Consider the following 25,336-nt stretch of genomic DNA (forward strand, 5'->3'; position numbering starts at 1 on the left):
GTGTCCCAAGTTGTTTTAGAAAACGTTTATAAAAGTTTTTCCCCACGTAAAGGGGGAAGCGTGACCTCACAAACTGAATCTCCCCTGACGCCTGGGGATAAAACTGATACAGCGCCAGAGCGTGCGGGAAGTCTCAACGTCTTGCGGCGGATTAACCTGACGATCGCAGATGGTGAGTTTATGGTGCTGGTGGGTCCTTCTGGTTGTGGTAAAAGCACTCTGCTGCGGCTAATCGCTGGATTAGAAGTGATGACCGGAGGTAATATCTGGGTAGGCGATCGCTTGATCAATGACCTACCACCCAAAGAACGCGACATCGCAATGGTGTTTCAAAATTATGCCCTCTATCCTCACATGACGGTGTATGACAACATCGCCTTTGGGTTACGCCGTAGGCAATTGGAGAATAGGGAAAATCAACATTCCCCACTCCCCACTCCCCACTCCCCACTCCCCACCTGGACAGAAAATCTCTTCGTGGGGGCGACAAGAAACTTACCTAAAGGACTGCGCTACATTTCTGACAAAGAACGAGCAGTAGATGAGCAGGTGCGTAGTGTTGCTCAACTGTTGCAAATCGAAACATTGCTGAATCGCTTACCTAAACAGCTATCTGGGGGACAAAGACAACGAGTTGCATTGGGACGAGCGATCGCGCGTGACCCCCAAGTATTTTTAATGGATGAACCGCTTTCTAATTTAGATGCTAAACTGCGGGCAGAAACCCGCGCCCAAATTGTCAAATTGCAGCGCCAACTAGGAACAACGACAATTTACGTTACCCATGACCAAACAGAAGCGATGACAATGGGCGATCGCATTGCAATTATGTCTGAGGGTAAAATTCAGCAAGTCGCTTCTCCTCTAGAACTTTACAACCGTCCTGCCAACCTTTTTGTCGCAGAGTTCATTGGTTCACCACCGATGAATTTTATTCCTGTAGAATTTCATGCCCCGCAGTTAATTATTCATTCCCAGTTTCGTTTCACCCTCCCAGAAGTCTGGGGAAAAGCCTTACAACAATATGATCGGAAAACTTTAATTTTAGGCATTCGCCCAGAACATTTGAATTTGAGTATGCCTGCCACTAAAAATATACCAGTGCAAGTAGATTTGGTAGAGAATCTTGGCAATGATTCCTTTCTCGCTGTTAAAATTGCCGAACCCGGATCTGAAACAGCCATTACAGCCAACTACCTACAAGTGCGAATACCACCAGACCGATTTGTACAACCTGGTGAGCAACTATGGTTATCTTTAACTCTAGAGAAAATTCACTTTTTTGACCCGGAAACCGAGCTAGCTATATTCCATTGAATCCCGAAGTTGGTGCGATCGTATCTCGTTAAGAGTCTCCGACTGGGAATGCATTCCGAGAGGGCTGCCGCCTCAAGAATTGCGGCAGCAAAATAATTGTAGGTTGGGTGAAGGCTTTGCGTAACCCAACATCCTGATATATGTTGGGTTGCGCTCCGCTCCACCCAACCTACGTCTACGTCTAATGCACTATTTTAGGTGTTGTGAACCAAAGTGCTTGTGTTGTGAACCAAAGTGCTTGTGTTGTGAACCAAAGTGCTTGTATGTACACCGTAGCCTAAAAGACTACGGTGTACACACAAGTCGAATGTAGAGAGTAACTTTCGTCATTTATCTCGTATCTCGTTCCCATGAAGAGTATGGGAATGCTTGATTAGCGGCTGCTGTCTCCAGTCAGAAATTGAGTCAGAGACTCAATGAAGGCATTCCCAGTCGGAGACTGGGAACGAGTCGTGAGTAAAACCTGAGAATTAGTAGTTGATGGGCGTTAATTTTCTCTCTAGGTCAAATAAAAAGCCGTGGATATACTCCTCAGTCCATTCGGCACCATAGAAGCGTTTAAACATCCCTCGTGCTGGGTCTTTTTCAGCCCGATATCGCAGGTATCGCAGTTGGGCTTGCTCAATGGCTACTAAACTTTGGGAATCTGTTACAGGTTCGGCCTGCTCGACAAAATCTAGATAAGCTTTCAAATAGTCTTTGAAAGCGGCAAATACCTGAGTTTCTACTACAGCCGTTTCTTGGGGACGAGTCCACAGAAAAGCGGGAGAGAAAAAGGGCTGTGCTTCTTCTGGAAAATCTCCTCCCCAAGATAGATGTTGTTGATGGGCGTGGAAAATCGGCAGAATTGGTTCGGTATATTTTGCTTGATATGCTGGATCATCCCGAAATAGCGGCTGCATATCCAAAGCAATTAGATGTCCTCCGGGCAATGTCACCAGATCCGCCCCAAAAAATGGTAAATCGTAGTTGATGCGGGGGAAAATCACAAAATTCAGCACTTGCAGCGAATTACCACCCTGTACATGAGCAGCCCGAATTTGCCGCAATTTTGCGGTTTGAAAAGCATAACTGGTGGTGACAACCTCTTCCTGATTCTTTCCCTTGCCCACAACAGCACTCTTAGACTCAAACCCAGTGGGGATAGGATAGGGTTGTAAATCCAAGCGCGATCGCATGTAGGCGATCGCATAATCGAGAAATGGTTGATAGAGTGTCACGATCGCTTCGCTCCAATTCAAAATTCAAAATTCAAAATTTAAAATTAATAATCCCCAATGCCCAATCGGTCATCTTTTGCTGCTACTAACTGCTAGGGGAACAGCATCTTCAAATAAGAACTCATGGAGAAAACGCTCTGCCCATTCATGACCAAAGTAACTGCTAAACAAACCAGATGCAGGATCGCGGTCTGCACTATATTGGTCATAGTCTTTTTGAGCTTTGACAATTCGTTGAATATCTTCTGGATCTTCGAGCGCTTGGGCATCTGCTAGCATTTGCCAATACAAGTTTAAATAATCCTGAAAAGCTTCAAAGACTCGCGTTGCCACTGTTTGGGGATCTGTTTTGGCAAACAATAGATACTTAGAAAAATACTGGTTGGCATCGTAAAACTTCATTTCTAAGTTTTGCGCCAAATCCGGGTATTTATCATGGAGAGATTTGAGCGGAAGTATATATTTGTTTTGATAATCTTTATCCTGAAATAAAGGTTGAAAGTCAAGCACAATCAGGTTTTTGACTTTACCAAAGGATAAAAAATCAATCCCTAACAGAGGTAGATCGTAGTGATGACTAGGATAAATCACACTATTAAAAATCTGAGCGCTTTCCCCGGCATCAATGTAGGTATAGCGAATTTTCCGCAACTCTTGACATTGATAACACCAACTGCGAATAGTTGCTGGGTTTTTGCCGCGATCGCTAATTTTGAATTCCAAACCAGGGGGAATCACCCTACTTTGTAAATCAAACCGGTGAAATAGCTCTTTTTCTAAAAATTCCAGGAAAGGCTTATACATGGAGCATGACTTGTTAACCCTTGCATGAAAATAAGTGATGGCAATCACGCACGTCTCATTTATGAGAAACAAAGCAACATTCCTTAATGGGGAATGGGGAATGGGGAGTGGGGAGTGGGGATTGAGAAGAGACGGAGAGGGGGAGACAAGCAAGAAACTTGTTCAATAATTTTCCCTCATCTACCCCTGCTCCCTTATCTCCCTCATTCCCCCACTCCCCAGTACAGACGCGATTAATCGCGTCTCTACCCACTCCCCACTCCCCACTTAGCATGATTCCGACTGATCATTTGCTCCAAGACTTCTTGGGAAACACAACGACGCTCAGAACAATAAGTCATCAAGTTGACTCCGTTCATCATTCGTACTGTACTGACTCTGACACGAAAATCATCCGTAACAAACCAACAACGTTCCTGACCTTGATTATTGTCATAGTCAGTATCAATCGTCAGCACTCCATCATCAGCAAACCGATACCGGCTCACAACTGGAATGCTCTCAACATAACCTTGGTTGCGGATCAGTTTTCCAGAACGCCTTGTTTCGTCGGGAACATCAACTAAAATGGCAGCATTATCGGTATTCGGTAGCCTAGTATCCAGGTTAGCTTGCCATGCAAAGCTAGCGCCGCCTGTTGCTTTAGTAGGGTCTATCCCTTGGGCTGTACAAACTTCTTCGACTTTCGGATCATCCTTATCCATGACTTTAATAATCAAATTCGACTCCCCCGACTCATCCGCCGCCGAGTCAAAATGATGAACGGAGCGTTCCGTAAACCATGTTCCCTCACTTTTACGGAAGAAGTCGATCATTGTCAAGGGCGGTATTAAATGCATCTGTTTTAAAACCTCGTTTGATCAAATTTTGGCGTTATTGAAAACTGAGTGATGAGATGAAGTCCCGATTTCGCTAAAGTGTAGAATAACTCCAAAAGTTATATTTTAATCAGCTGATGACAAATAGTGAAATTCAACTTATTACTAGCGATGCCTACGGCAACGGCTTTGCCGAACGCCCCAATCCAACTCCAGAAATCTTAACAGCCCTAAAAGCAGGAATCCCTCTGGATTCTGTCGATTTGTACCAATTCAATCTCAGGGAAGTAGATTTACAACAAGCTAAGTTAAGTAAAGCCAAGCTATTAGGAGCCGACCTCAGTCAGGTGGTCTTGAGTAATGCCGATTTGAGTGGGGCTGATTTGCGAGGCGCTAATCTGCGAGGAGCCGATTTGAGTGGAGCCAATTTGCAGGGAGCCTATTTAAACCGTGCTGACCTCCAACAAGCCAATCTTAGTGGCGCAAATTTGGAGGGAGCCAAACTCGAAGTGGCGCGTTATGATACACAGACGAAATGGCCCCAAGAATATAACTACAAAGCTTCGGGAGCGGTGGGGCCTGGTGCTAATCTCAATGGTGCTTTTCTGAATACAGCTTCTTTACGAAACGCAGATTTACAAGGCGCTAATCTGCGTGGAGCCTACCTGAGTGGCGCTGACTTGACAGAAGCCAATTTGCAAGGTGCGGCTTTAAGTGGCGCTGACCTGACAAAAGCTTATTTGACAGGGGCTAATTTGCAGAATGCTCGATTGACTGGAGCCGATTTGCGGGATACAGACCTGCGAGCAACTGACCTCAGGGATGCAGAGATGGAGCATCTTCAAAGTATCGCTGGAGCCGATTTTACTCTTGCTCAAGGACTCACAGAAGCAACCTTAGCCATGCTTTGCAGCCGTCCACATTCAGAACTCGACGTTTGGAACGCTTACACCCGTAGAACAACCCGCGAAAGTTTGAGTGCTTGACCAAACTGAGTATTTAAAAAGTGCTGAGTTCCGAGTCCTGAGTGGGACTTTTCATAAAGGCTGCCAGTTCTTTTTCAGGAGCGCTAAAAATGTCGCGTATCCTTCGGAAAAACCGGGCGGATCAGGTAGAACATATTGGGGAAATTCTTTATACGATCGCCAAGGTTCCGAAGCATTATGCCGCAAATGTAAAGCAGATTCTGAGGAATCTGGTAGTCGCCAAGTCATTTGACCAGTTGGTATATCAGTCACGTCGCTTTGCTCCGAATTCAAAATTCACGCATTCAAAATTAATAATTCCCATAAAGAAATTTAGTTGCTCTCTATCTTTGTCTCGTTAAGAGTCTCCGACTGGGAATGCGCCTAATAGAGGCTCCGCCTCAAGATTTGCGGCACAGCCGCAATGAGGTGCATTTCCAGCCAGAGGCTGGAAACGAGATTTTAAAAGAGTTTTAGCTTAACGTGAGTTCGACAAATGTTGTTTGACCTCTCCCCCAACCCCTCTCCGAAACGGAGAGGGGAGTAAAAAGCTTAATTTTTCGTTGCCCCTCCCTTTCCGTTTCGGAGAGGGAGGCTGTCCGGGAGAGGTTCATCGAACTCACGTTAGCTTAAGTTGACACGCATGAGCATTGCTGTACCCCTACGAAAGATGTGGCTTTTAAACTTATACATATTTAATATTTATTGTCAATGCGTAAGTTTTATCCCCATAAAGAAATTTAGTTGCTCTGTATCATGAGTCTTTTTCGGTAACAAATGTCTCCTAATCTTGAAAAAGCTGATCTTTTCTTCCAGATTTTGGCAGATTACCCGGATATTTTTGTCAATTTTAAGGTAAAACAATCATTGCGAACGAACCGATGTCGCTATTGTGGCAACAAGTCTTCTAAAGCAGCGCCGACAACTCGGTGATCTTCATCCTGTCTGAGTTGGTTCAAGGCTGCTTTGGCTTCCGGCTCGTGAAATCGTTTGAGAGCATAGCTAACTCGCACACGCATCCGCCAAGATTCAACATTCAGCAACGTTAATATTTGGGATAGTGCCGCAGGATGTTGGCTAGAATCAGCGAGTAAGGCGAGTCCATCAACAGAGGATTCCTGAACTGTGAAATCTTCATCTTTTAAACCCTGAACGCAGATATCAAATAGTTCTTCAGGGCAATCCATTTCAGCGATCGCGGCCAAAATGCTCCGCCGCACTAGCCAGTGGTCATCCTGATAAAATGCCAGAACTAAATGAGAAACTGCAACTCTGCCAAATAGCGATAAAGAATTTGCTGCCTCAGCTCGCACGTTGGGGGTATCGTCAAATTTCATAATTTGCATCAAAGCTGCAAAGGATTCTGCTGATTGTTGATTACCCAAACCCCTGGCCACAAAAGAACGCACCAAAAATTCTGAGTCATGAAGTTTACTCGTCAGCAGAGGAACTGCAACTTCTGATTCATAATTATCCAGGGCAGCGATCGCCTTCAGACGATATTGAAAATCTGGGTTCTTCAGTTCAGCTTGGATTTTATGGATTTCCATAGGTGGATTTAGTAGAGCTATTCTTTACTTTATTTTACAGATGTCACCAAATGGCGATCGCATTCTAAAATGAAGGGCATTGGCCAAACAGGGCAATTCAATTTTGGATTTTGGATTGACGATTTTGGATTAAATTTCAATTCTTTAATCCAAAATCCGTCTTAAAAAGTTTGCTCAAACTCCTCCACCCCCGCACGCAACTTTATGTCTCCGACACGCTCTTCGCGTTCGCAAAATCTAAAATTCTTACTGTCTCCTTTGTCTCCATGCTCCCCACTCCAATTTCCCATGCCCCATGCCCTATCCCCCATGCCCAAAACCAATGACTCAATTAAGCGAAACCGTCAAAGAATTAATAGCCAAAGCGAGAATTGTCAGCTTTGCTGAGTGGAAAAAGTCCCATCCAAAAGCAGCGATCGCTATATTTCAAGCTGCGGATGATGCTTTTCGCTACCTGAGCGACGAAGATTTATGGCAGATTAAAGCCTTGTCACCCGATAATTCTAAGTTAATTCCTGTTGCTCAGTTATTACGCGATCGCGCCGCCGAAATCGTTGATGAAGCAAGAGTTCAGGTTTTAGCGACTTATCCCGAAATTATCCAGCCTGGAGGCGGTCTTTATCCACCTGAACGCGCTCAAGCTTGCTGGCGAGATTTTTGGCATTTTCTCCGATGTATTACTTATGGCATTGCAGGTGGACACACTGAGTATACAAATCCCACAGGACTGCACTATATGAATTTGCTTTATCAGGAATTACAAGTTCCATTGGATGCAATGCTCTTAGGCTTAAAAAGCATCAAGGCTGCTAGTTTGAAACGCTGCCAAGCTAATCAGCAAGAAACTCTTGCTCCCTATTTTGACCATTTAATCAGTCAACTGGCTACTTTCCAAACTCGGTAGTACCCAGGTATGAGTGCTGAATGAGAAGTCCTGCTGAAGACAGAATTCAGAAAGCTGAATTATTTTAAACTATTATTTAACTTAACAATTTTTAATAAATATGGTTTCGGCATCGTATCAGAATATGTAAGGATAAACGATGCAAAAACTTAAAATCATCAAGACTAATAAAGATTTAAACTCTGTTACCTCTTCTTTATTAGAATGATGTAAAGTTTGTTAACATCTGCGGAATATCCTTCTCATAAAATTTAATTGTTAACTGGGAGATAGTTTGAATGGCTTTTAGACCAGCATCACGATTAGGGATCGCTCTGTTTGAAGATACCGATCCCATTGATCTGTGGCCAAATCGCTCTCATGAGGAAGTTGAAACCGTAATTAGAGCTGTCTACAAGCAAGTTCTAGGCAATGCTTATGTAATGGAGAGTGAGCGGCTTTCCGTTCCCGAATCCCAACTCAAACGGGGTGAAATTAGGGTTCGTGAGTTTGTGCGTCAAGTCGGGAAGTTGGAACTTTACCGATCGCGGTTTTTTGATAGCGCCCCCGCTATCGAGCGATTGAATTAAATTTCAGGATCAAAAGTTAGCCTGGGGTTTGAGCAATTCCGCCGTCAGTTGTCATATATGAAAGATATTTAACACAGTTTCACCAACTAAAGTTTTACAAAAGCTAGTCAGTAGCAAAAATAACTGACAACTGATGAGAAATTCTACCTTTATAAGGGGTAGGATGCTCGGAAATTTCATTTAATTAGCGTTTTTAAGGAGATACTTCAATGTCACTTTGGGCTATTGATTCACCTAATGTTGAACTGCGTCCGAACACCAGCGAAAGTGAATTACAAGCACTGATTCGGGCAGTTTACAAACAGGTTTTGGGCAATGCTCACTTGTTGGAAAGTGAGCGACTAGCCACGGCTGAATCACAATTGCGCGATCGCAAAATCAGTGTCCGCGAATTCGTCAACACCGTTGCGAAATCAGAACTTTATCAATCCCTGTTTTTCAACTCTTCTTCCCAATATCGGTTCATTGAACTGAACTTTAAACACCTGCTAGGACGTCCTCCTGCTGATCAGGCAGAAATTTCCGAACACGTCCGCATCTACAACGAACAGGGCTATGATGCTGAAATCGAATCCTATATCGATAGCCAAGAGTATCAGCAGAATTTTGGTGAGAATATTGTTCCTTATGTTCGCAGCACTAGCTCCCAAATCGGAATTAAGAATGTCACCTTTAACCGCACCTTTACCTTACTCAGAGGAGTAGCTACCAGTGATAGCGATCGCAAAGCCAAACTGATCAGCGATGTCGGTTCAAATTTACCCACATCCATCAAGGCTCCCGTTGCTGGTTCTAGTGTAAACAGCACCGACAAACGCTTCTTGATTAAGGTAGTCAAAGGTGCAGCTAATCTTCGTACTCGTCTAGGCAACCTCGAATATGTAGTTAACTACAATCAACTGTCTGTGCAAGTGCAAAACATTCATCGGACGGGCGGCAAAATCGTCAGTATCACTGAAATTGCTTAAGTAAGTGAGTGGGGAGTGGGGAGTGAGGAGTGGGGGAGATGAGGGAGATGGGGGAGATGGGGGAGATGAGGGAGATGGGGATAATTATCTTAATTCCTAACTCCTGTACAGACGCGATTAATCGCGTCTCTCCAAACTCCTAACTCCTGTACAGACGCGATTAATCGCGTCTCTCCTAACTCCTAACTCAGCACTTTAGCCAAGATATATCTTGGATTGTAAGCTACTTTTTAAGATCACTTTTCTAATGGAAATTACTGAATTCTTTGAACTTTCAATTGGACGATGGCGATCGCAGCGTAGCGGTCATCATTTAGCATTCGCCCACTTTGAACAAGTGCTGTCTAACATTAACATTGAGTCTCTATCTACTGATGATCCGGCGGTGCTAGCAATCTGTCAATTGTATGACACTGACGCCGCCAGTATCACCCACCCCTTTCGGATGACTTGGGAAGGTGAGTCAGACTGGGACGATAAACCAATTTCTGGTAGTACTGTGCTGGTGCCAATTCCCGATATCGAAAATCCTTCTAGAGGCAAACTCCTGCGAGACAAAGGATACGCCGAAACAATCCCAGCAGTAGCTAAATATCATCTGAGTGACGATGGCATTTTTACCTTGCTAACAGAGTATGAACTCGCTGCTGCTGAGGAGCGAATTTGGTTTGCTAACCCAAATCTGCGATTTCGGGTAGCGATGATTAAAACCAGTGATGGTAAAGGTGTGACAACAGCTTCCTTTTCTTCAGAGATTCGCTCTTTGTCAAGTTCAACCAGTTAGCAATAAGTTGATGTGCAGCTAAATTGTATAACACGAAAACCCAAAAATATTGTAGTGCGGGCCGAAAAGCCCGCGTCCAATATACAAATTAAATACGCAACAGCTTATCAATTTTGAATTTTAAATTTTGAATTTTGAATTTGGAGCGAAGCGACGTGACGATAGCGCCCAATGAATCTAGCACCAATGCTAGCGATTTGCTCACCTTAGCCTGTTGGATGGCAGGAGATTTTAGCAACTACAAGCAATCTTTTGCAAATCCGCAACTTTACGCCCACATTCACATTTATTTTCGTCCATTACCAGTTGAATTTTTTTCTGCCATCGGTTTTTATTCTGAACAAGCGTATGACCACGATTTATGGACACCCTATCGTCAGGGAGTACATAGATTAGTCGATTGCGGCGATCGCATTTATATCGAAAATTACAGCTTGAAAGACCCTATGCTTTATGCAGGTGCGGCTCGTGAATTAGATATCCTCAAAACCATCACCCCAGAGAGCATCGAACGGCGTTATCACTGTTCAATGGTTTTCCAACGAGATGGTGAAATGTTTCGAGGCAGTGTGGAACCGGGCAATCAATGTCTGATTAAGCGCAATGGATGCCAGACATATCTTGTCAGCGAAGTAGAAGTAACCGAGCAGACTTGGATAAGTCTAGATAAAGGTATGGATATTGAAACCCATGAGCAAAGATGGGGATCAACTGCTGGCCCTTTGCAGTTTGAAAAACGGGCAAGTTTTGCTGATGAATTACGTGCTGTGAGCGCATTATGTTGATTCAGCTTGAATCTGTTAAAACCAAAATGTTACCTCCACTGGCTGAAAAAAAAATGCGCTGCTGGATTCGCAGTCGTCACTTGATTTGTTCGGGTAACTTTTTTATATTCGAGACATTAGAATATACGACGATTGAGAGATTCTCTGAATGTGTTGCTTCTTTAGGAGGAACAGTAATATCCGTTGACCCCGTTAATAAAATTTGGATGGGCGATCATCGCCAAGTTATTTTATATCAAGCAAAAGCTAGTTTACATACGCCTCATCATACTTTGAAACAATACTGGATAAAATACGGTGGTTTCTACACTAGATTTGATGAGCGTGTTTGAGAGTCGCTATCCTGCGGAAATTGTTCTGACAATTAAATTTTGAATTTTAAATACTCCCCAAGGGAGTTGACGGCTAATTGTTAATGTCTAATTGCTAATTTTTTATCAGGATTAGCTGTTAGTTATTAACAGTTAGCCGTCTAAGTTTGTTAGAAAATGTAACTAAAAAACTCCCCAGAACTTGATAAATTAATCTTGACCCAGTAATTGGTAAATCTTAATACCATTCCTTTGTGAGGCGGCGCTAAACCTTTTTAACTTCTGATATCATGTCCGCTAAATTACCCATAATAAAAGAACCCCACCCCCAACCCCTCCCCGCAGGCTCTTAGGGGAGCTAAAGCGCAGCTTTGGCTCTTTGGGGTTCCGGGTATTATGCTTAATTGCCCGGACATGATATGACTTCTTTGTGTCCCAAAGGAACAAGAGTTTTAGAGAGTTCTTGCGTAAGTTCTATTTACTTTACAAATTAGTCACTCCTACCCACACTAACCCAAGTATGCAGACCTTCATAGACGACGAAACCAGACGACGCCAATATCAAGCATTTTCCCAAACAGAACCCATCGAACTGTGGACTACTGCTTCAGATGATGAGATTGAAATTGTAATTCGGGCAGTTTATCGGCAAGTGTTGGGTAATGCCTACATTATGGAAAGTGAGCGGCTGATCGTTCCAGAATCCCAACTCAAGCAAAGTATAATTGATGTCCGTGAGTTTGTGCGTCAGGTTGCCAAATCAGAGTTGTATCGCTCCAGATTTTTTGATAACATTTACCGCTACCGTGCTATTGAACTGAACTTCAAGCATCTGCTGGGTCGCGCTCCCGATGATTACTCCGAGACAATTTATCACAGCAACATTTTAGATGAGAAGGGTTTTGAGGCGGATATTGATTCTTATCTTGATAGCGACGAGTATTTAGATGCTTTTGGCGATAATATAGTACCATATTACCGGGGTTATAAAACTCAAACGGGCAAAAAGATATTGGAATTTACCAATATGCTGCAACTGCTGCGGAGCAATTCTAGCAGTGACAAGAACCTAGCAACGAATAATGAACCTCAACTGGTGCGATCGCTAATTACCAACACTCCTTACGGTAAAGTTAAACTCACGGATGTTAGTGCAATACTTGCTGAAGTGTTCAAGCCCAGGCCAGAAACTGCGACTCCAGTTAATCCGTTTATTGCAGTTCGCACAGCAGCTGAAGAAGGCTTGCAGCAAAAGATTAAAGAGCAAGAAAGCCAGATTGCAAGTTTGCAACAACAATTAGCAGACTTACGACCCTTTGCCAGCATCGGCACAACAAAATTTAGTAGTAGTTGGCAGACTTCCAATTCTGTGAACAGCACAGGCGAATATACATCTTTGCAACAGCAAGCTGACGCGCAAGCAAAACAGATTGCAGCTTTGCAAGAGCAGGTTGCTGATGCCCGACGGTCTGCCACAATTGGAGAAGCCCGGTTGAATAAGTGGCGCAGTCGCGTTTTTAATGGCTAATTTCTTTACTGTTTAGTTTTGTAGGGTGCGTTACGCCAAAGGCTAACGCACCGCTTTTGCAAAAGTTAAAAACCTAGCGTAGTTTACCGCCGTAGACATTGCATGAGATAATTCTAGAAAGTGCGTAGATAGCTTCCTCAGCTTGTCGCCAGACATCGCCTCAAAACTTCACTAAACCCAGACTGATTTGAATTGCTCTATCGACCTGTGCGATTGCCTCTTGGTGCAGCATTCCCAGAGGTTTAATTAGCCTTTGCTTGTCAATTGAGCGAATCTGATTGAGAAGTACAACCGAATCAACTTCCAAACCGCCTTCTGGGACTCTAATCAGCACTTGAGTAGGATACAAAGGTTCTGTAAACTTTGAGGTGATGGCAGCTACAACTGTGATCGGACTATATTCATTAGAAACATCATTTTGCAAAATTAAAGCTGGGCGTGTTTTTTTAATTTCTGCACCAAGAGTTGGATCGAAATTGACTGAGTATATTTCACCACGCTTGGGGTAGCCTACTTTTCGTTTTTCTGCCACACTTCTTCTTCCAATTCAAACCACTCTTCCACTAATCCCAAATCATGTTCCGCCCGTTGGATGGCTCCTTCTTTTAACTGTTCTTTGAGATTGACTAAGGCTTTCTGAGCAATATAGTATTGCACAGCTTCGTTGATGAATCGACTGCGTTTGCGTAGCGTCTCCTCTGGAGAATCGCCTTTATTAACAACTTGATCAATTAGTTCAATTGTCTTATCTGGCAAGGTGATGTTAATCTGATGATGCATGATTTATTACTTTATCTTGCACATTAATTTTATTGTACACATCTAAAGTGTAGTTGTGCTAAGTGCGTAGTTTACCGCACTTCGGCAAGGCTCAGTGACCACCGTAGGCATCGCATGAGATAATTCTAGAAAGTGCGTAGTTTACCGCCGTAGGCATCGCTTACCCTTTTAATATTTAAGCATTTGCGCCCAGAATAGAAGAGTCATAGTGCTGTAGTAAATCTTCTGGGTCATCGTAAATTGCGATCGCTCCCGACAGTTGTTCATCGCTAAAGCCACCGCAGCGCAAAGCAATCACACCTACCCCTGCTTTGCCGGCAGACTCAATATCGTAGGGCGAATCTCCTAGCATCACTACTTTATCAGGTGTCATTTGCCCTTTATTCAAGGCAGCTTCTACAATGTCAGGAGCAGGTTTAGATGCTTTGGCATCATCGGATGTAGTGACTTCCGATAGCAAATCATCTACTTGGGCAATTTTGAGCATGATGTCAAGTTCTTCAGAACTCGCTGAACTAGCAACAATCAGATGCAATCCCGATTTTTGCATCTTTAATATTAACTTTCTACTCCCATTGGCAGCAGTAATTTGCGGTATATATTTGTCAAATAATAGTTCTTTGCGTAATTTAGCGATCGCTTTGCCAGTTCCTTCCTCACTGTTTAATTCTGGCACCACTTTGGGAATAAGTTGATCTCCACCCATGCCCATGAGTGGTCTAACTGTTTCAAATGTTACTTCCAATTCATAAGCTGCAAATGCCTCTACCCAGGTATTTGCATGAGCATCATTACTTAAAACCAGTGTCCCATCAACATCTAAAATCACTCCTTCTAATGCCATGAAAAACCTCGGCTGACGTTTTGTTTCATTCCTCATGATGGCATGGCAAATAGTTTACTTCATCGTCCCAATAGAATAGAAAAGGGTTATAGAAGAAAGAGATGGCGATCGCATGAGATAATTAAGGAAAGTGCGTAGACGCAAAGTTTCACTAGACCAACGCTGATTTGAATTGCTCTATCTACCTGTTGCACACTTCTTCTTCCAAGTCAAAAACTACAAGCTGTAGGGGCAATTCATGAATTGCCCCTACCTAAAAATCAGGGTTTTGGCTGTTGTTTGCGTAAGTCCTGTTAAGGATACTTTGAGTTTTCTTCAGGTTTTGACTCACAGTTTGGTTTTTCCGTTTGACTTTGAGAAGAAGCTGTATTTGTCTGTTTGGATAAATCAGGTAAATTGCTTGAAGATGTATTACTAGCAGAATTATTTGTATTCGCTGGTCTTGACTCTGAAGAATTATTTGTTTGATGATTATTAGTGAAATAGCTGTATGCAACGCCACTCAATATTTCTAATGGTATTACCATAACAAGTAATGCACGTAAGGCAAGATTAACATTGGAATTAGCTATTTTTAAGTTATCATTAAATTTCTGATTAACCTGTTTCTGTGCTTGAAAAGCATCATCAAGTTTTTTGTATTTACTTCTCAGTTCTGTTAATTCTTTTTGTAAATTATTATAATATGGCTTGCTACTAGCCAAAGCCATTTCTAAATTTTCTTGATTTGACTGTATTCCTCCTTCCATTCTCGTGAGGGGTTAGCACAGGAAATTGGCGAATGGGCTGAAGGACAATCTGGGCAAGGTCGTTGGGTAGCAACAACACATGAGTTTTTAAATACGGCTATCCGGTTTATACTAATAGAGCAAAGATTAACTGCGCTACGTGCTGTCCAACCAGAAATAGATGCGATCGCAGTTGAAGACCACATTAAGCGCATTCACACAACACTTAAGAGAATTACAAATATCACCACACACATCAACAATGTACGTCAAAATACTCTTGCGATCATTACAGAGGTAGAGACTCTAAAACAAGAAATTAAGGATGCCCTTCAATCTATAGAAGATGCAATTCGCTGATAAGCGATAAACACAAAGCTCGTTTGCACGAGCTTTGTTTTTTAAATTTCCAACTTTTCACCGCGAATCGAATAATCCAACAATTCCATCGGGTGAATAACTGAAATTTTCTTACCTTGCAACTGCAAATGCTTTGTAATTTGCAAAGTACACCCCGGATTAGCAGAAGCAATTAACTCAGCACCAGTATTCAACAAATTCTGCACTTTTTGCTGACCCAATTCTTCAGAAACTTCTGGTTGCAGCATATTATAAACTCCAGCGCTACCACAACACAAAGCCGCGTCTATTGGTTCTCTCAACTTCACCCCTGGAATTTGCCGCAATACCTGACGCGGTTGCACACTAATCTTTTGTCCATGCAATAAATGACAAGCATCTTGATAAACTAAATTCAAAGGTTTATCAGTCAGTGGCGAAAGTTTTGCTGTTAAGCCAACAGTTGCCAAAAACTCTTGAGCATCTTTAACTTTAGCTGCAAAATCCTTCGCTTTTTCCCGATATTCTGGGTCACTTTCTAAAATGTGACCGTATTCCTTCAAAGTATGACCGCAACCAGCAGCATTGATAATTACGAAATCTACATCAGTATTAGCAAAACTATCAATCATCTGCCTTGCTAAAGCTTTCGCCTGTTCTGCTTGTCCTTGGTGTTCGGGAAGCGCCGCACAACAACCTTGAGATTTTGGAATCACAACTTCACAACCATTCGCTGTTAAAACCCGCACAGTTGCTTCATTCACTGAGGAGAAAAACAGCCGTTGCACGCAACCTAAAATTACCCCGACTCGATACCGCTTCTCACCTTGGGCGGGAATAACAGTAGGGAAATTATCTTGAAAAGATTTGAGAGTAATTTCTGGCAGAATTGATTCCATTGCTGCCAAACGGGGCGATATTTTATTGAGTAAACCCGTAGCGCGAAATAATTTGGCAAACCCCAACTTTTGATAAACCAATAACGGAACTAATAAAATCCGTAAAAGTTTAGGATAAGGAAACAGAGAAAATATCAGTTGACGAAAAAGTTGGTCTGGTAAACTGCGGGGATAATTTCGTTCAACTTGGTGACGAGTTGCAGAAATCAATTTGTCATACTGCACACCAGAAGGACAAATACTTACACAAGCAAGACACCCTAAACAAGAATCAAAATGTTCTACCGTTGCCGTATTCAGGGCAATTTCACCCTCATTAATCGCATCCATTAAATAGATACGTCCTCTAGGAGAATCCATCTCCTTCCCCAGCACCCGATAACTAGGACAAGTCGAGAGACAAAACCCACAATGGACACAACTATCAATCAACTTTGGGTCAGGTGGATGATTCTCATCAAACCCCTTCAAATTCTTTAAACTAGCCGTATTATTAACAGAATTTTCTGAAACTTGCATATTTCTCCCTTTCCCCTCTCTATCTCAGCGTCCTCAGCGTCTCTGCGGTTCGTTTTCTTCAAACTAAATCCCACCCACAAACCGACCAGGACTTAAAATATTCTTACTATCAAACTGTTCCTTAATACCGCGCATCAACGGCAAAGCATTTCCGGTGTAGCCCCAAACATCTATTTCTTCTTTAACCGCCATTGGTGCTGACAGAATTGTTAAAAAACCTCTATGAGCTTGAGTGCGTAGGCGCAGCCCGCCGTAGGCATCGCCTTTGGCGGAGCGTAGCTCATCGCGGATCTTCAAAACTTGATTTTTACTCTCTAATTGTAACAAACCTAAACCACTACTTATATGAATCAAACCCAACTCTACCTGAGTCAAAATCTCCACAGCAGCAGTAGGCAACACTCCTATTTTGCAGGTAATTACCGATTCTGTAGCAGTAGTATGTATTCGTTTTTGCAATCTCTGCCATAAACTAGCTTCATCACCATCTGCAAAAATTGCCCCATCTAAGCCTAACTTTTGCCCTACTTCCAAAACTCGGTTTGACTGTTCCTTAACACTCTCACTAATACTTTGGAAGCGGGCAATTAATCCCAGTCCTTGACCCAAACCTAAGCTGGACACCAGTTTAGCTGATAGCAAATCAGCTTGGACTGGTGTTAACGCCGAACCTCGAAGGATATCAGCCGCTTGAGATATAGCCTCTGCACTGCCCGTTAGTACTACCGTTCCCGATGCCTCTGGTAGCGGATACAGGCGAAAAGTTAGTTGACTAATAACTCCTAATGTGCCATAAGACCCAGTAAACAACTTCATCAAGTCATATCCGGCAACATTTTTAACTACTCTTCCCCCAGCTTTAGCGACTTGTCCATCAGCACGCACAAAGGTAATACCTAGTAACTGGTCGCGCACACTACCATAACGTTGGCGCAGAGAACCTGTATCACCTGTGGCGACAATACCGCCAATGGTTGCCAATTCTGGGGCTGTGGGGTCAATGGCAAGAAATTGCCGCGACTTTGCTAAATGTGCTTGGAGATCAGAGAATTTCATCCCAGCTTCTACCGTGACAGTGAAATCCCCAACAGCGTGTTCAATCAGTTGGTTGATGCGTTCTGTACTGACTACGACATCAACGCCTTTAGCTAAACCGCCCCAGCTGAGTTTACTGCCACTACCACAGGGGAGGACGCGCCAGTTGTTTGTGTGAGCTGTGGCGATGACTGCGGCTAACTGTTGTTGGCTGCGGGGATAGACAATACAACTGGGTGATTTTCCAGAAGCTACAGCCTGTTGGATACGTTTTTGCTGACCTAGTTCGATATTTTCCCAAAGGCAAACAGCATTTTCTTCGCCGACGATAGATGCAAAATAATCAGCGCACACGCCTTGCGGCTTGTCGTTAGACATCGCTTTGATTCAGTTTATTTTTTACGCTCTACTTCTAATTTACTGGCTAACCTGACCAAAAAAGCGAATTGTTAACATCAGTCATGAGAAAACAGCTAACGATTGACCTAACCCCCTAGCCCCCTTCCCGACACGGGAAGGGGGAAAATTCAAAGTCTCTCTCCTTGTAGGAGAGAGAAATAGAAGTGAGGTTTCCCAGATAAGAGTGAAAAGTCAGGTTTTACCAATTATCCTCATCTGACCATTGAATCACTATACTGTAGCCAATACGGTTCGGTTAAGGCAAGAGACGCGATAAATCGCCGTCTCTACAAAGGACTTATTGTAAAGACGGCGATTTATCGCGTCTTTGTGATCTAGGGTCTGTCATCAAAAAACCTTATCCGAACGGTATTGAGACTTTAGCGATCGCTCATTATTCGTATCTTAGAGAAACTTACTCCAGTGGCGATCGCAATTTTTTAGACAAAACTCCAAAACTCTTATATCGTGGCAAACTAAAAGATAAAGCGTTGAGTGAGGTTTTTAAAGATGGATTCTGTAGCCCAACTTTAAGAATGAGTCTACTTTGTTTGTGCAATTCGCTGCACGCGCAAACCCTCTGTGTCATCAACCGTAGGAGTGGCAATCAGCGATTCTTTTCCTGTCAGACCTGATGTAATTTCTATTTCAGTACCATAATCTCGCCCAACGGCAACTTTTTGATAATGCACTTTTTCGTCTTTGGTTACAGTTGCTACCTGCGTACCTCCGGCGTTAACGACTAAGGCACTATCTGGCACAACAAAGGGAGGATTGTTGCGGTTAATGGCAAATGTGACATTGGCATACATCCCAGGTCGCAGCGTCGCCTCGGAATTATGCACTTCTAATTGTGCCAGCAAGGTGCGAGTATTTGGATCTATAGCGTTGCTAGTACGCACTACTTTACCCGTAAACACTTGTTGTGGTAACTCTCTGACTGTAATTTGTGCTGTTTGACCAGTCTGAAGTGACTGTGATAAACTCTGGGGAACACTCACATTCACGTTTAGCTTGTCATAAGCAGCAATAGTATAAAGGCTGGTGTTGCTAGTGTTGGTGTTGCTGGTACTGATGCTACTAGTAGTACTGGTGTTACTACTACCTGCTGAAATTAAAACACCTGTATTTACGTTACGTGCGGTAATCACTCCTGAGAAAGGAGCAGTGACTTTTTTATAAGACTGTAATACGGTATTACGCTGCAAGTTTGCTTGACTTGCGTAGACGTTAGCTTGTGCTGCTTTGATGTTGGCAGAGTCGGAATTAACAGTGTTTTCTGCTGCCTCAACGTTGGCAAGATTAGCCTGATATGTAGCATATTTTGTATCTGCATCTTGTTGAGCGACTGCACCTTTCTTAACCAGAATTTGCCAGCGTTCCCAGCTCTGACGTGCGATCAATAGATTAGCGCGGGCTTGCTTCAAATCAGAAATACCTTTAGCTAAATTAGCACGAGTTTGAAGCACGTTAGCTTGTGCTTGCACTAATTCTGCCTTCGCTTGTAGAACTTGCTGATCAATGTCTGGTGAATCAATTTCTGCCAACAACTGACCAGCTTGGACGCGATCGCCAATATCTGCATACCACCGCCGCAAATACCCAGTACTACGAGCGTAGATGGTCGTTTGGTTAAGGGCTACAACACTGCCAGTTAGTTCCAATTTTGTACTAGCAGTAGCGCGACGGGGAGTGATCACGTTGACTGTGGGTAGGGTGCTTGCTTCTTTAACTGCTGCTTGTAATTCTGACCTTTGGCTTAATCGGGGCAGAATACCTATGGCCAGTAGGCTAGCAAAAAAAACAGCACCAATTACAGCCCAACCAATTCCACCGATGCCGCGCTTTTGTTTTCTTGAAGTCGTTTGTTGTTCTGAATCAGGAGATGGACGATGCTGAGAATCCATAGGTAAACTGTCCCATATTATCTAAGAAAGCAGAATTTTAGAGTCATATCATGTCCGGGTAATTAAGCATAATACCCGGAACCCCACCCCGCCAAAGCTGCGCTTTAGCTCCCCTCCCCGCCTGCGGGGAGGGGTTGGGGGTGGGGTTCTTTTATGATGGGTAAGCACCCGGACATGATATCATTGGCTTTGACTATTTTTTTTGTAGCTCAATCCGGTTGGTTAAGGTTTAACTCTTTGTTAAAGTCAATTTTTTTAACGAACCGCGTTCGCGTTAGCGTCTCCCCTTGGGAGAAGGACGCAAAGGACGCGAAGGAAGAGAAGAAACAGAAGGAAGAGAAGAAAGAAAAGGAAGAGAAGGAAGAAATGCTTAACTGAACTGTATTGCTTTGTAGCTTTAGTTGGAATTGCTCAAGATTTGCCTTGAGGTGATGATAACGAGTATGCTGTCTTTGGATCTGAGAAATTTAAATCGTCGTCATCCTGATCAATAGGACGAGGCTGTTGACGCCGCATAATGCTGTATACGACTGGTACAAAGATTAGAGTAGCGACTGTTGCAGCTGATAAGCCACCAATTACAGCGCGACCCAAGGGTGCATTCTGTTCACCACCTTCACCAAGACCGAGAGACATTGGCACCATCCCAATGAGCATGGCTAAGGCAGTCATCAATACAGGACGCAATCTTGTATAGCCCGCCGCTAGAGCTGCTTTATAGGCATTTTCCCCTTCTACACGCTGCTCATTAGCAAAAGTGATCATTAGAATACTGTTTGATGTGGCCACACCTATACTCATAATTGCACCCATTAAGGAAGGGACGCTCAGGGTGGTGCGGGTAACAAATAGTATCCAAATGATACCTGCTAAGGCGCTTGGCAGTGCCATCATAATAATTAGGGGATCGAGCCAAGATTGAAAGTTCACTACCATTAAGCAGTAAACCAGCACAATTGCAAACACAAGTCCTAAACCAAGTCCCAGAAAGGAAGAGTTCATCGTTTGCACTTGCCCTCGGACATTAATCTGACTTCCTTTAGGCAATTTCTTCTGATAATCAGCGATGATTCGATTTACATCACGGGCAACTCCCCCAAGGTCACGACCAGAGGAGTTAGCGTAAATATCGAAAACTGGCTGAATGTTATAGTGATTGACAACTTGCATCACTGTGTCGCGTTTGACACTAGCCAAATTACCCAAAAGTTGGGGTGCATTTTGACCGTTGCCAACTGGCGTATTTTTCAGGCTGTCAATAGAGTCAATTTTATACTGGGGAACTTGGACTGCCAGGGTGTAACTCACGCCTTTTTTGGGATCGAGCCATTGGTTGATTGCGGCTTGACCGCTTGAACTTAAGGAAGTAAGGACGCTATTGGCAACATCACGCTGGGTCATACCCAATTGTTGAGCCTCGGTGCGATCTACATCAAGACGTAATTTTGGAGCATCGACAACTTGGTGGAGATGTACATCGACAGCGCCAGGAATGCGCGTCATCCGGGCGGCGATTTGTTGGGCAATTTCAAAGTTGCCCTTTGAGTTTTTCAGAGGCCCAGATATTTGCACATCAACAGCAGCAGGTAAACCGAAATTGAGAATTTGAGTCACAATATCAGCCGGTTCAAAAAAGAAAGTGTAATTGGGAAATGTCACTTTCAATTTCTGACGGAGTTGCTTGACGTAAGAAAAAGTTGAACCAGATTCTTTTAGGGATACAAGAATATCAGCATCAGCCTGCCCAATTGTGGCACCGTTATACCCATAGGTAAGGTTAATACCACTGGTGGGTAAGCCGATGTTATCCAGAATCAGAGAGAGATTCTCTTTTGGTACAGTCTGGCGGATAACGCTTTCGACTTGGCTAACAATTTTTTCTGTCTCTTCCAAACGAGTCCCAGGTAAGGCTCGAACATGGAGGCTAAACTGACCACCATCGACTTCCGGGAAAAAGTCTTGACCGACGAACGGCAACAAAACTCCTGCACTGACAATAAAAGCACCAAACAGTACAAAGACTATGCGGCGGTGATTTAATGCTGAGTTCAGCACATCGTAGTACCAACTGCGAAATTTCTCAAATTGTCGGTTAAACTTTTCGTGTAGCCGCCATATCCAATCTTTCTTAACAGGTTCGGCAGTTTTTGTTGTTGTCTGTTCTGTTTGGTGGTGGTTGTCGCTGTTACCATTATTGTTTTGGACTGGCGAATCTATATAATGGCGATCGCTGTTACCATTATTGTTTTGGACTGGCGAATCTATATAATGGCGATCGCTGTTACCATTATTGTTTTGAACTGGTGAATCTATATAATGGTTGTTGTTACCATTATGATCCTCGTTTTCTCTATGCCAGTCCGCTTCATGTGGTAGCAGATAGCTTGCCATTGTCGGTACTACAGTCCGAGATAGCACATAGGAAGCAAGCATCCCAAATACTACCGCCATCGCTAGCGGGACAAATAGGTACTTTGCCACTCCACTGAGAAACACCACTGGCACAAAGACAATACAAATACATAATGTTGCCACAAGTGCTGGAGTTGCTATTTGCTGCGCTCCATCTAAGATTGCTCGCTTGATTGGTTTACCCTGTCCGAGATTTCGGTGGATATTTTCAATTTCTACTGTGGCATCATCTACAAGAATACCCACAGCTAAGGACAAACCACCTAAAGTCATGATGTTGAAAGTTTGTCCCAAACGACTCATCACAATGATCGAAACTAGCATGGAGAGGGGAATCGATACGGCTACAATTACAGTGCTGCGCCAACTTCCCAGGAAAATCAAAATCATCAGCGCGGTGAGACAGGCTGCAATCAATCCTTCTTTGAGAACGCCTTCAATAGAAGCTTTCACAAATATAGATTGATCGAACAAAAACGCTAAATTCAGTTCGGGGGGCAAGGTGGATTGGATGCGAGGCAAAGCTTTTTTTACCCGATCAATTACATCAATAGTCGAGGCATTGCCACTCTTAAGGATACTAAGTAAGCTTGAGCGTCTCCCATTCTGACGTACAATGTTTGATTGCACACCAAAGCCATCTCTTACTTGGGCGACATCACGAATGTGGATAACAGTACCATTAACTTGCTTAATTGGCAAGTCGTTGAGGGCTGACACCACATCTGGACTATTATTGATTTGTACGGCGAAGTCGCGATCGCCGATCTTCATATCGCCTGCGGGTAAGACCAGATTTTGGGCACTGACAGCATTAGTCACGTCTTGGGCAGAAATGCCATTAGCCAACATCGCTTGGGGATCGATATCAACCATAATTTGCCGAGGTTTCCCACCATAGGGCAGAGGTACACTCGCCCCTTGCACTGTTGCTAATTGGGTGCGGACGAAGTTGGTAGCATAGTCGAAAAGCGCTTGTTCCGGCAAGGTTTTGCTACTGACACTCATCTGGATAATTGGCACTGAAGAAGCGTTGTATTGAATGATAAATGGCGGTGTGATCCCCGGTGGCAAAGGGCGCAGAATTGTTTGGCTGACTGAGGTAATTTGAGCGACTGCTGAGGCTATATCCGCGTTCGGTTGGAAGAAAACTTTGACGACACTAACACCACTTAAAGATTGAGACTCTATGTGTTCGATGTCACCAACAGTTGTCGTCATGGCGCGTTCGCTAATTGTCACGATTCGCTGGGCCATTTCCTCAGATGTGGTTCCAGTGTAAGTCCAAACTACGCTGACAACCGGAATGTTAATTGCGGGGAAAATGTCAACTGGTGTACCAAATATCGTGACTACACCCAAGATCACAATCATTAAAGCTGCGATCGCAAATGTATACGGAAGACGTAAAGCAATTTTGACGATCCACATAGTTAGTTAGGATACTTCAAAAGTTTTTTTGGTTAAAGCTGTTTTGCAGAAGTTGTTCTGTTTGGAGTTGCTCAACTAGCCACTCTATCTCCGATTTGATGACTTCAACTACCCGCTTTTGTAATTTTGCTTCATATAAATCATCAGTAATTTCCAGTGCTTTTTTCTCTGCCAGACGTAACCGACATGACATCAATCGATGCTCAATTAACTGCACTCGTTCTTCGGGTAATAATTGACCAAAGAAAAAAAACTTGATTAAAAATCGCGATCGCGCATTCACCCAGCTTTCATGAGGATATACCAGCATCTCTTGATACCAAGTTTTTTTACCGAGGGGTGTAATCTCATATACCTTTCCACACTGTCCAGTTTCTTGTCCCTGTTCTGCACATAAAATCACTTCACCTTGTTCTTCCATGCGTTTCAGAAGAGGATAAATTGCACCATAGTTCACACAAATACTGCAACTCATAAACATTTCTAGTTGCTGTTTGAGTCGATAACCATTTAATGGCTCTCGCTGTAATAGACCTAATACTGACAACTTCAGCATTTTGATATATCAGTTTGATATGTTTATCAACAATATCAAATTGAACCTTTTTCGCCAAGTACTTTTAAGGCTGATTTGTCAGAATTCCTTGTGATGCCGCCGGATGCTTGTTGGAGGGAAGGTGTATACTTAGTTACCTGTGGGCATTAGCGTGAGGTGCGATCGCAAACAACCACCAAGGACGTAAAGAGAAGGAAGAAATATCTAATTCAACCCACGTACTTATTAATAATTACGAATTACGCACTGTACAAATTCATCGTGATGTGCATTAACAAAAATAGGTTGTTTCAGGCTTTTCCTAATTATCTAGGACTTACGCACTTCACAAATTGGCTATAGGACTAGTATTTGATTTTTGAAATGCGCGTAGTAGACTGTCATGGCTTTAATAGTGCATTAGACGTAGGTTGGGTGGAGCGGAGCGCAACCCAACTGATTAAGGACTTACGCAGAAGAGATCCCCCAACCCCCTTAAAAAGGGGGCTTTCAAGTTCCCCCCTTTTTAAGGGGGGTTAGGGGGGATCGAGGTTTCAAGCTTTGATTGCGTAAGTCCTGTGATTATCAGGATGTTGGCTTTGGCAAAGCCTCCAACGCCACTTGCTACAACGCTCTTAACCCGCGCAACGCAGTGGCTCCCCAACAAAGCAATTTTTTTGTAATCATTTTAGCCATGACAGTCTACTGCAAGACTACCGAGATTTTTTCAGAAATCAAATATGATTCCTATATTATGTGCGTAATGATTGGTTGACAACACAAGTCCGTTGGTTCAGAAGAGGAGGCTCTTGGTTCAGAAGAGGAGCCTCTTGGTTCAGAAGAGGAGCCTCTTGGTTCAGAAGAGGAGGCTCTTGGTTCAGAAGAGGAGCCTCTTGGTTCAGAAGAGGAGGCTCTTGGTTCAGAAGAGGAGGCTCTTGGTTCAGAAGAGGAGGCTCTTGGTTCAGAAGAGGAGGCTCTTGGTTCA

27 protein-coding genes are annotated in these 25,336 nt (G+C 43.4%); 11 read left to right on the forward strand and 16 right to left on the reverse strand.

What is annotated here, in order from left to right:
• Positions 1 to 1,317: an ABC transporter ATP-binding protein gene (locus V7K27_RS10195; protein WP_334946727.1), complete on the forward strand. Its 1,317-nt coding sequence runs from the start codon at positions 1 to 3 to the stop codon at positions 1,315 to 1,317.
• Positions 1,318 to 1,787: 470 nt separating this feature from the next.
• On the opposite strand, the gene V7K27_RS10200 is transcribed toward V7K27_RS10195, so the two are convergent.
• The 4 genes from V7K27_RS10200 to V7K27_RS10215 form a co-directional block, all read right to left on the reverse strand.
• On the reverse strand, positions 1,788 to 2,537 hold the full coding sequence (locus tag V7K27_RS10200; RefSeq protein WP_334946774.1) for a phycoerythrobilin:ferredoxin oxidoreductase: 750 nt from the start codon (positions 2,535 to 2,537) through the stop codon (positions 1,788 to 1,790).
• A gap of 69 nt (positions 2,538 to 2,606) precedes the next feature.
• Complete coding sequence (locus tag V7K27_RS10205; RefSeq protein ID WP_334946729.1) at positions 2,607 to 3,341, reverse strand: 15,16-dihydrobiliverdin:ferredoxin oxidoreductase; 735 nt, start codon at positions 3,339 to 3,341, stop codon at positions 2,607 to 2,609.
• Between the two features lie 55 nt (positions 3,342 to 3,396).
• On the reverse strand, positions 3,397 to 3,615 hold the full coding sequence (locus tag V7K27_RS10210; protein ID WP_334946731.1) for a hypothetical protein: 219 nt from the start codon (positions 3,613 to 3,615) through the stop codon (positions 3,397 to 3,399).
• Positions 3,587 to 4,180 carry a phycobiliprotein lyase gene (locus V7K27_RS10215; RefSeq protein ID WP_334946733.1) on the reverse strand — a complete coding sequence of 198 codons (594 nt, stop codon included), beginning with the start codon at positions 4,178 to 4,180 and terminating at the stop codon, positions 3,587 to 3,589. The genes V7K27_RS10210 and V7K27_RS10215 overlap by 29 nt, the downstream gene beginning before the upstream one ends.
• Positions 4,181 to 4,296: 116 nt before the next feature.
• Here V7K27_RS10215 and V7K27_RS10220 point away from each other — a divergent pair, with 116 nt between their 5' ends.
• Complete coding sequence (locus V7K27_RS10220) at positions 4,297 to 5,145, forward strand: pentapeptide repeat-containing protein (RefSeq protein WP_334946735.1); 849 nt, start codon at positions 4,297 to 4,299, stop codon at positions 5,143 to 5,145.
• Between the two features lie 51 nt (positions 5,146 to 5,196).
• Here V7K27_RS10220 and V7K27_RS10225 read toward each other — a convergent pair whose 3' ends face one another.
• Positions 5,197 to 5,397, reverse strand: coding sequence for a hypothetical protein (locus V7K27_RS10225; RefSeq protein WP_334946736.1), 201 nt, complete (start codon positions 5,395 to 5,397; stop codon positions 5,197 to 5,199).
• A gap of 614 nt (positions 5,398 to 6,011) precedes the next feature.
• Positions 6,012 to 6,674: a HEAT repeat domain-containing protein gene (locus V7K27_RS10230; RefSeq protein ID WP_334946738.1), complete on the reverse strand. Its 663-nt coding sequence runs from the start codon at positions 6,672 to 6,674 to the stop codon at positions 6,012 to 6,014.
• Positions 6,675 to 6,996: 322 nt separating this feature from the next.
• On the opposite strand from V7K27_RS10230, the gene V7K27_RS10235 reads away from it, so the two are divergent.
• The 7 genes from V7K27_RS10235 (at position 6,997) to V7K27_RS10265 (ending at position 12,523) form a co-directional block, all read left to right on the forward strand.
• Positions 6,997 to 7,578: a phycobilisome protein gene (locus V7K27_RS10235; RefSeq protein ID WP_334946740.1), complete on the forward strand. Its 582-nt coding sequence runs from the start codon at positions 6,997 to 6,999 to the stop codon at positions 7,576 to 7,578.
• 278 nt (positions 7,579 to 7,856) lie between these two features.
• A complete protein-coding gene (locus V7K27_RS10240) occupies positions 7,857 to 8,147 on the forward strand; it encodes a phycobilisome rod-core linker polypeptide (RefSeq protein WP_334946741.1) in 291 nt (96 codons plus the stop codon).
• A gap of 209 nt (positions 8,148 to 8,356) precedes the next feature.
• Positions 8,357 to 9,115 carry a phycobilisome rod-core linker polypeptide gene (locus V7K27_RS10245; RefSeq protein ID WP_334946743.1) on the forward strand — a complete coding sequence of 253 codons (759 nt, stop codon included), beginning with the start codon at positions 8,357 to 8,359 and terminating at the stop codon, positions 9,113 to 9,115.
• 247 nt (positions 9,116 to 9,362) lie between these two features.
• Positions 9,363 to 9,899 carry a phycobiliprotein lyase gene (locus tag V7K27_RS10250; protein WP_334946745.1) on the forward strand — a complete coding sequence of 179 codons (537 nt, stop codon included), beginning with the start codon at positions 9,363 to 9,365 and terminating at the stop codon, positions 9,897 to 9,899.
• A 155-nt stretch (positions 9,900 to 10,054) separates the two neighbouring features.
• Positions 10,055 to 10,684 carry a chromophore lyase CpcT/CpeT gene (locus V7K27_RS10255; RefSeq protein WP_334946747.1) on the forward strand — a complete coding sequence of 210 codons (630 nt, stop codon included), beginning with the start codon at positions 10,055 to 10,057 and terminating at the stop codon, positions 10,682 to 10,684.
• Positions 10,678 to 11,016: a CpeR family transcriptional regulator gene (locus V7K27_RS10260; RefSeq protein WP_334946749.1), complete on the forward strand. Its 339-nt coding sequence runs from the start codon at positions 10,678 to 10,680 to the stop codon at positions 11,014 to 11,016. The genes V7K27_RS10255 and V7K27_RS10260 overlap by 7 nt, the downstream gene beginning before the upstream one ends.
• A gap of 499 nt (positions 11,017 to 11,515) precedes the next feature.
• Positions 11,516 to 12,523 (forward strand): phycobilisome rod-core linker polypeptide, encoded by a 1,008-nt coding sequence (locus tag V7K27_RS10265; RefSeq protein ID WP_334946751.1) that lies wholly within the window; start codon positions 11,516 to 11,518, stop codon positions 12,521 to 12,523.
• A 160-nt stretch (positions 12,524 to 12,683) separates the two neighbouring features.
• Here the strand turns inward: V7K27_RS10265 and V7K27_RS10270 are convergent, their stop codons facing one another.
• The 8 genes from V7K27_RS10270 to V7K27_RS10305 form a co-directional block, all read right to left on the reverse strand.
• A complete protein-coding gene (locus V7K27_RS10270) occupies positions 12,684 to 13,055 on the reverse strand; it encodes a type II toxin-antitoxin system PemK/MazF family toxin (RefSeq protein WP_334946753.1) in 372 nt (123 codons plus the stop codon).
• The gene (locus V7K27_RS10275) at positions 13,034 to 13,303 is read right to left on the reverse strand and encodes a ribbon-helix-helix domain-containing protein (protein WP_334946755.1); all 270 of its coding nucleotides are present in this window, start codon (positions 13,301 to 13,303) and stop codon (positions 13,034 to 13,036) included. Before V7K27_RS10275 ends, V7K27_RS10270 begins: the two co-directional genes overlap by 22 nt.
• A gap of 175 nt (positions 13,304 to 13,478) precedes the next feature.
• On the reverse strand, positions 13,479 to 14,147 hold the full coding sequence (locus V7K27_RS10280) for an HAD family hydrolase (protein ID WP_334946776.1): 669 nt from the start codon (positions 14,145 to 14,147) through the stop codon (positions 13,479 to 13,481).
• Between the two features lie 293 nt (positions 14,148 to 14,440).
• Entirely contained in the window at positions 14,441 to 14,857 is a 417-nt protein-coding gene (locus V7K27_RS10285) for a hypothetical protein (RefSeq protein ID WP_334946757.1), read from the reverse strand.
• Positions 14,858 to 14,859: 2 nt separating this feature from the next.
• A complete protein-coding gene (locus tag V7K27_RS10290; protein ID WP_334946759.1) occupies positions 14,860 to 15,081 on the reverse strand; it encodes a hypothetical protein in 222 nt (73 codons plus the stop codon).
• Between the two features lie 195 nt (positions 15,082 to 15,276).
• Positions 15,277 to 16,632, reverse strand: coding sequence for a (Fe-S)-binding protein (locus tag V7K27_RS10295; RefSeq protein ID WP_334946761.1), 1,356 nt, complete (start codon positions 16,630 to 16,632; stop codon positions 15,277 to 15,279).
• Positions 16,633 to 16,695: 63 nt separating this feature from the next.
• A complete protein-coding gene (locus V7K27_RS10300; RefSeq protein ID WP_334946763.1) occupies positions 16,696 to 18,045 on the reverse strand; it encodes an FAD-binding oxidoreductase in 1,350 nt (449 codons plus the stop codon).
• 563 nt (positions 18,046 to 18,608) lie between these two features.
• Positions 18,609 to 19,973: an efflux RND transporter periplasmic adaptor subunit gene (locus tag V7K27_RS10305; RefSeq protein ID WP_334946765.1), complete on the reverse strand. Its 1,365-nt coding sequence runs from the start codon at positions 19,971 to 19,973 to the stop codon at positions 18,609 to 18,611.
• Positions 19,974 to 20,126: 153 nt separating this feature from the next.
• Between V7K27_RS10305 and V7K27_RS10310 the strand changes: the two genes are divergently transcribed.
• Positions 20,127 to 20,351, forward strand: a complete 225-nt coding sequence (locus tag V7K27_RS10310; RefSeq protein ID WP_334946767.1) for a hypothetical protein — start codon at positions 20,127 to 20,129, stop codon at positions 20,349 to 20,351.
• Between the two features lie 33 nt (positions 20,352 to 20,384).
• Here the strand turns inward: V7K27_RS10310 and V7K27_RS10315 are convergent, their stop codons facing one another.
• Together V7K27_RS10315 and V7K27_RS10320 are read right to left on the reverse strand one after the other, a co-directional pair.
• Entirely contained in the window at positions 20,385 to 23,816 is a 3,432-nt protein-coding gene (locus V7K27_RS10315; RefSeq protein WP_334946769.1) for an efflux RND transporter permease subunit, read from the reverse strand.
• Positions 23,817 to 23,832: 16 nt separating this feature from the next.
• Positions 23,833 to 24,372 (reverse strand): PadR family transcriptional regulator, encoded by a 540-nt coding sequence (locus tag V7K27_RS10320; protein WP_334946771.1) that lies wholly within the window; start codon positions 24,370 to 24,372, stop codon positions 23,833 to 23,835.
• A gap of 746 nt (positions 24,373 to 25,118) precedes the next feature.
• On the opposite strand from V7K27_RS10320, the gene V7K27_RS10325 reads away from it, so the two are divergent.
• Positions 25,119 to 25,336: hypothetical protein (locus tag V7K27_RS10325; protein ID WP_334946772.1), on the forward strand; the 218-nt coding region annotated here is incomplete at its 3' end.

It is taken from the genome of Nostoc sp. (assembly GCF_036919575.1).
Classification (GTDB): Bacteria; Cyanobacteriota; Cyanobacteriia; order Cyanobacteriales; family Nostocaceae; genus Nostoc.

Excerpts from the sequence above, each read along its gene's own strand:
- V7K27_RS10205 (WP_334946729.1), bottom strand. The coding sequence starts at position 3,341 with ATGTATAAGCCTTTCCTGGAATTTTTAGAAAAAGAGCTATTTCACCGG.
- V7K27_RS10210 (WP_334946731.1), bottom strand. The coding sequence starts at position 3,615 with ATGCTAAGTGGGGAGTGGGGAGTGGGTAGAGACGCGATTAATCGCGTC.
- V7K27_RS10215 (WP_334946733.1), bottom strand. The coding sequence starts at position 4,180 with ATGCATTTAATACCGCCCTTGACAATGATCGACTTCTTCCGTAAAAGT.
- V7K27_RS10220 (WP_334946735.1), top strand. The coding sequence starts at position 4,297 with ATGACAAATAGTGAAATTCAACTTATTACTAGCGATGCCTACGGCAAC.
- V7K27_RS10230 (WP_334946738.1), bottom strand. The coding sequence starts at position 6,674 with ATGGAAATCCATAAAATCCAAGCTGAACTGAAGAACCCAGATTTTCAA.
- V7K27_RS10235 (WP_334946740.1), top strand. The coding sequence starts at position 6,997 with ATGACTCAATTAAGCGAAACCGTCAAAGAATTAATAGCCAAAGCGAGA.
- V7K27_RS10240 (WP_334946741.1), top strand. The coding sequence starts at position 7,857 with ATGGCTTTTAGACCAGCATCACGATTAGGGATCGCTCTGTTTGAAGAT.
- V7K27_RS10245 (WP_334946743.1), top strand. The coding sequence starts at position 8,357 with ATGTCACTTTGGGCTATTGATTCACCTAATGTTGAACTGCGTCCGAAC.
- V7K27_RS10250 (WP_334946745.1), top strand. The coding sequence starts at position 9,363 with ATGGAAATTACTGAATTCTTTGAACTTTCAATTGGACGATGGCGATCG.
- V7K27_RS10260 (WP_334946749.1), top strand. The coding sequence starts at position 10,678 with ATGTTGATTCAGCTTGAATCTGTTAAAACCAAAATGTTACCTCCACTG.
- V7K27_RS10265 (WP_334946751.1), top strand. The coding sequence starts at position 11,516 with ATGCAGACCTTCATAGACGACGAAACCAGACGACGCCAATATCAAGCA.
- V7K27_RS10275 (WP_334946755.1), bottom strand. The coding sequence starts at position 13,303 with ATGCATCATCAGATTAACATCACCTTGCCAGATAAGACAATTGAACTA.
- V7K27_RS10280 (WP_334946776.1), bottom strand. The coding sequence starts at position 14,147 with ATGGCATTAGAAGGAGTGATTTTAGATGTTGATGGGACACTGGTTTTA.
- V7K27_RS10285 (WP_334946757.1), bottom strand. The coding sequence starts at position 14,857 with ATGGCTTTGGCTAGTAGCAAGCCATATTATAATAATTTACAAAAAGAA.
- V7K27_RS10290 (WP_334946759.1), bottom strand. The coding sequence starts at position 15,081 with ATGTGGTCTTCAACTGCGATCGCATCTATTTCTGGTTGGACAGCACGT.
- V7K27_RS10295 (WP_334946761.1), bottom strand. The coding sequence starts at position 16,632 with ATGCAAGTTTCAGAAAATTCTGTTAATAATACGGCTAGTTTAAAGAAT.
- V7K27_RS10300 (WP_334946763.1), bottom strand. The coding sequence starts at position 18,045 with ATGTCTAACGACAAGCCGCAAGGCGTGTGCGCTGATTATTTTGCATCT.
- V7K27_RS10305 (WP_334946765.1), bottom strand. The coding sequence starts at position 19,973 with ATGGATTCTCAGCATCGTCCATCTCCTGATTCAGAACAACAAACGACT.
- V7K27_RS10310 (WP_334946767.1), top strand. The coding sequence starts at position 20,127 with ATGATGGGTAAGCACCCGGACATGATATCATTGGCTTTGACTATTTTT.
- V7K27_RS10315 (WP_334946769.1), bottom strand. The coding sequence starts at position 23,816 with ATGTGGATCGTCAAAATTGCTTTACGTCTTCCGTATACATTTGCGATC.
- V7K27_RS10320 (WP_334946771.1), bottom strand. The coding sequence starts at position 24,372 with ATGCTGAAGTTGTCAGTATTAGGTCTATTACAGCGAGAGCCATTAAAT.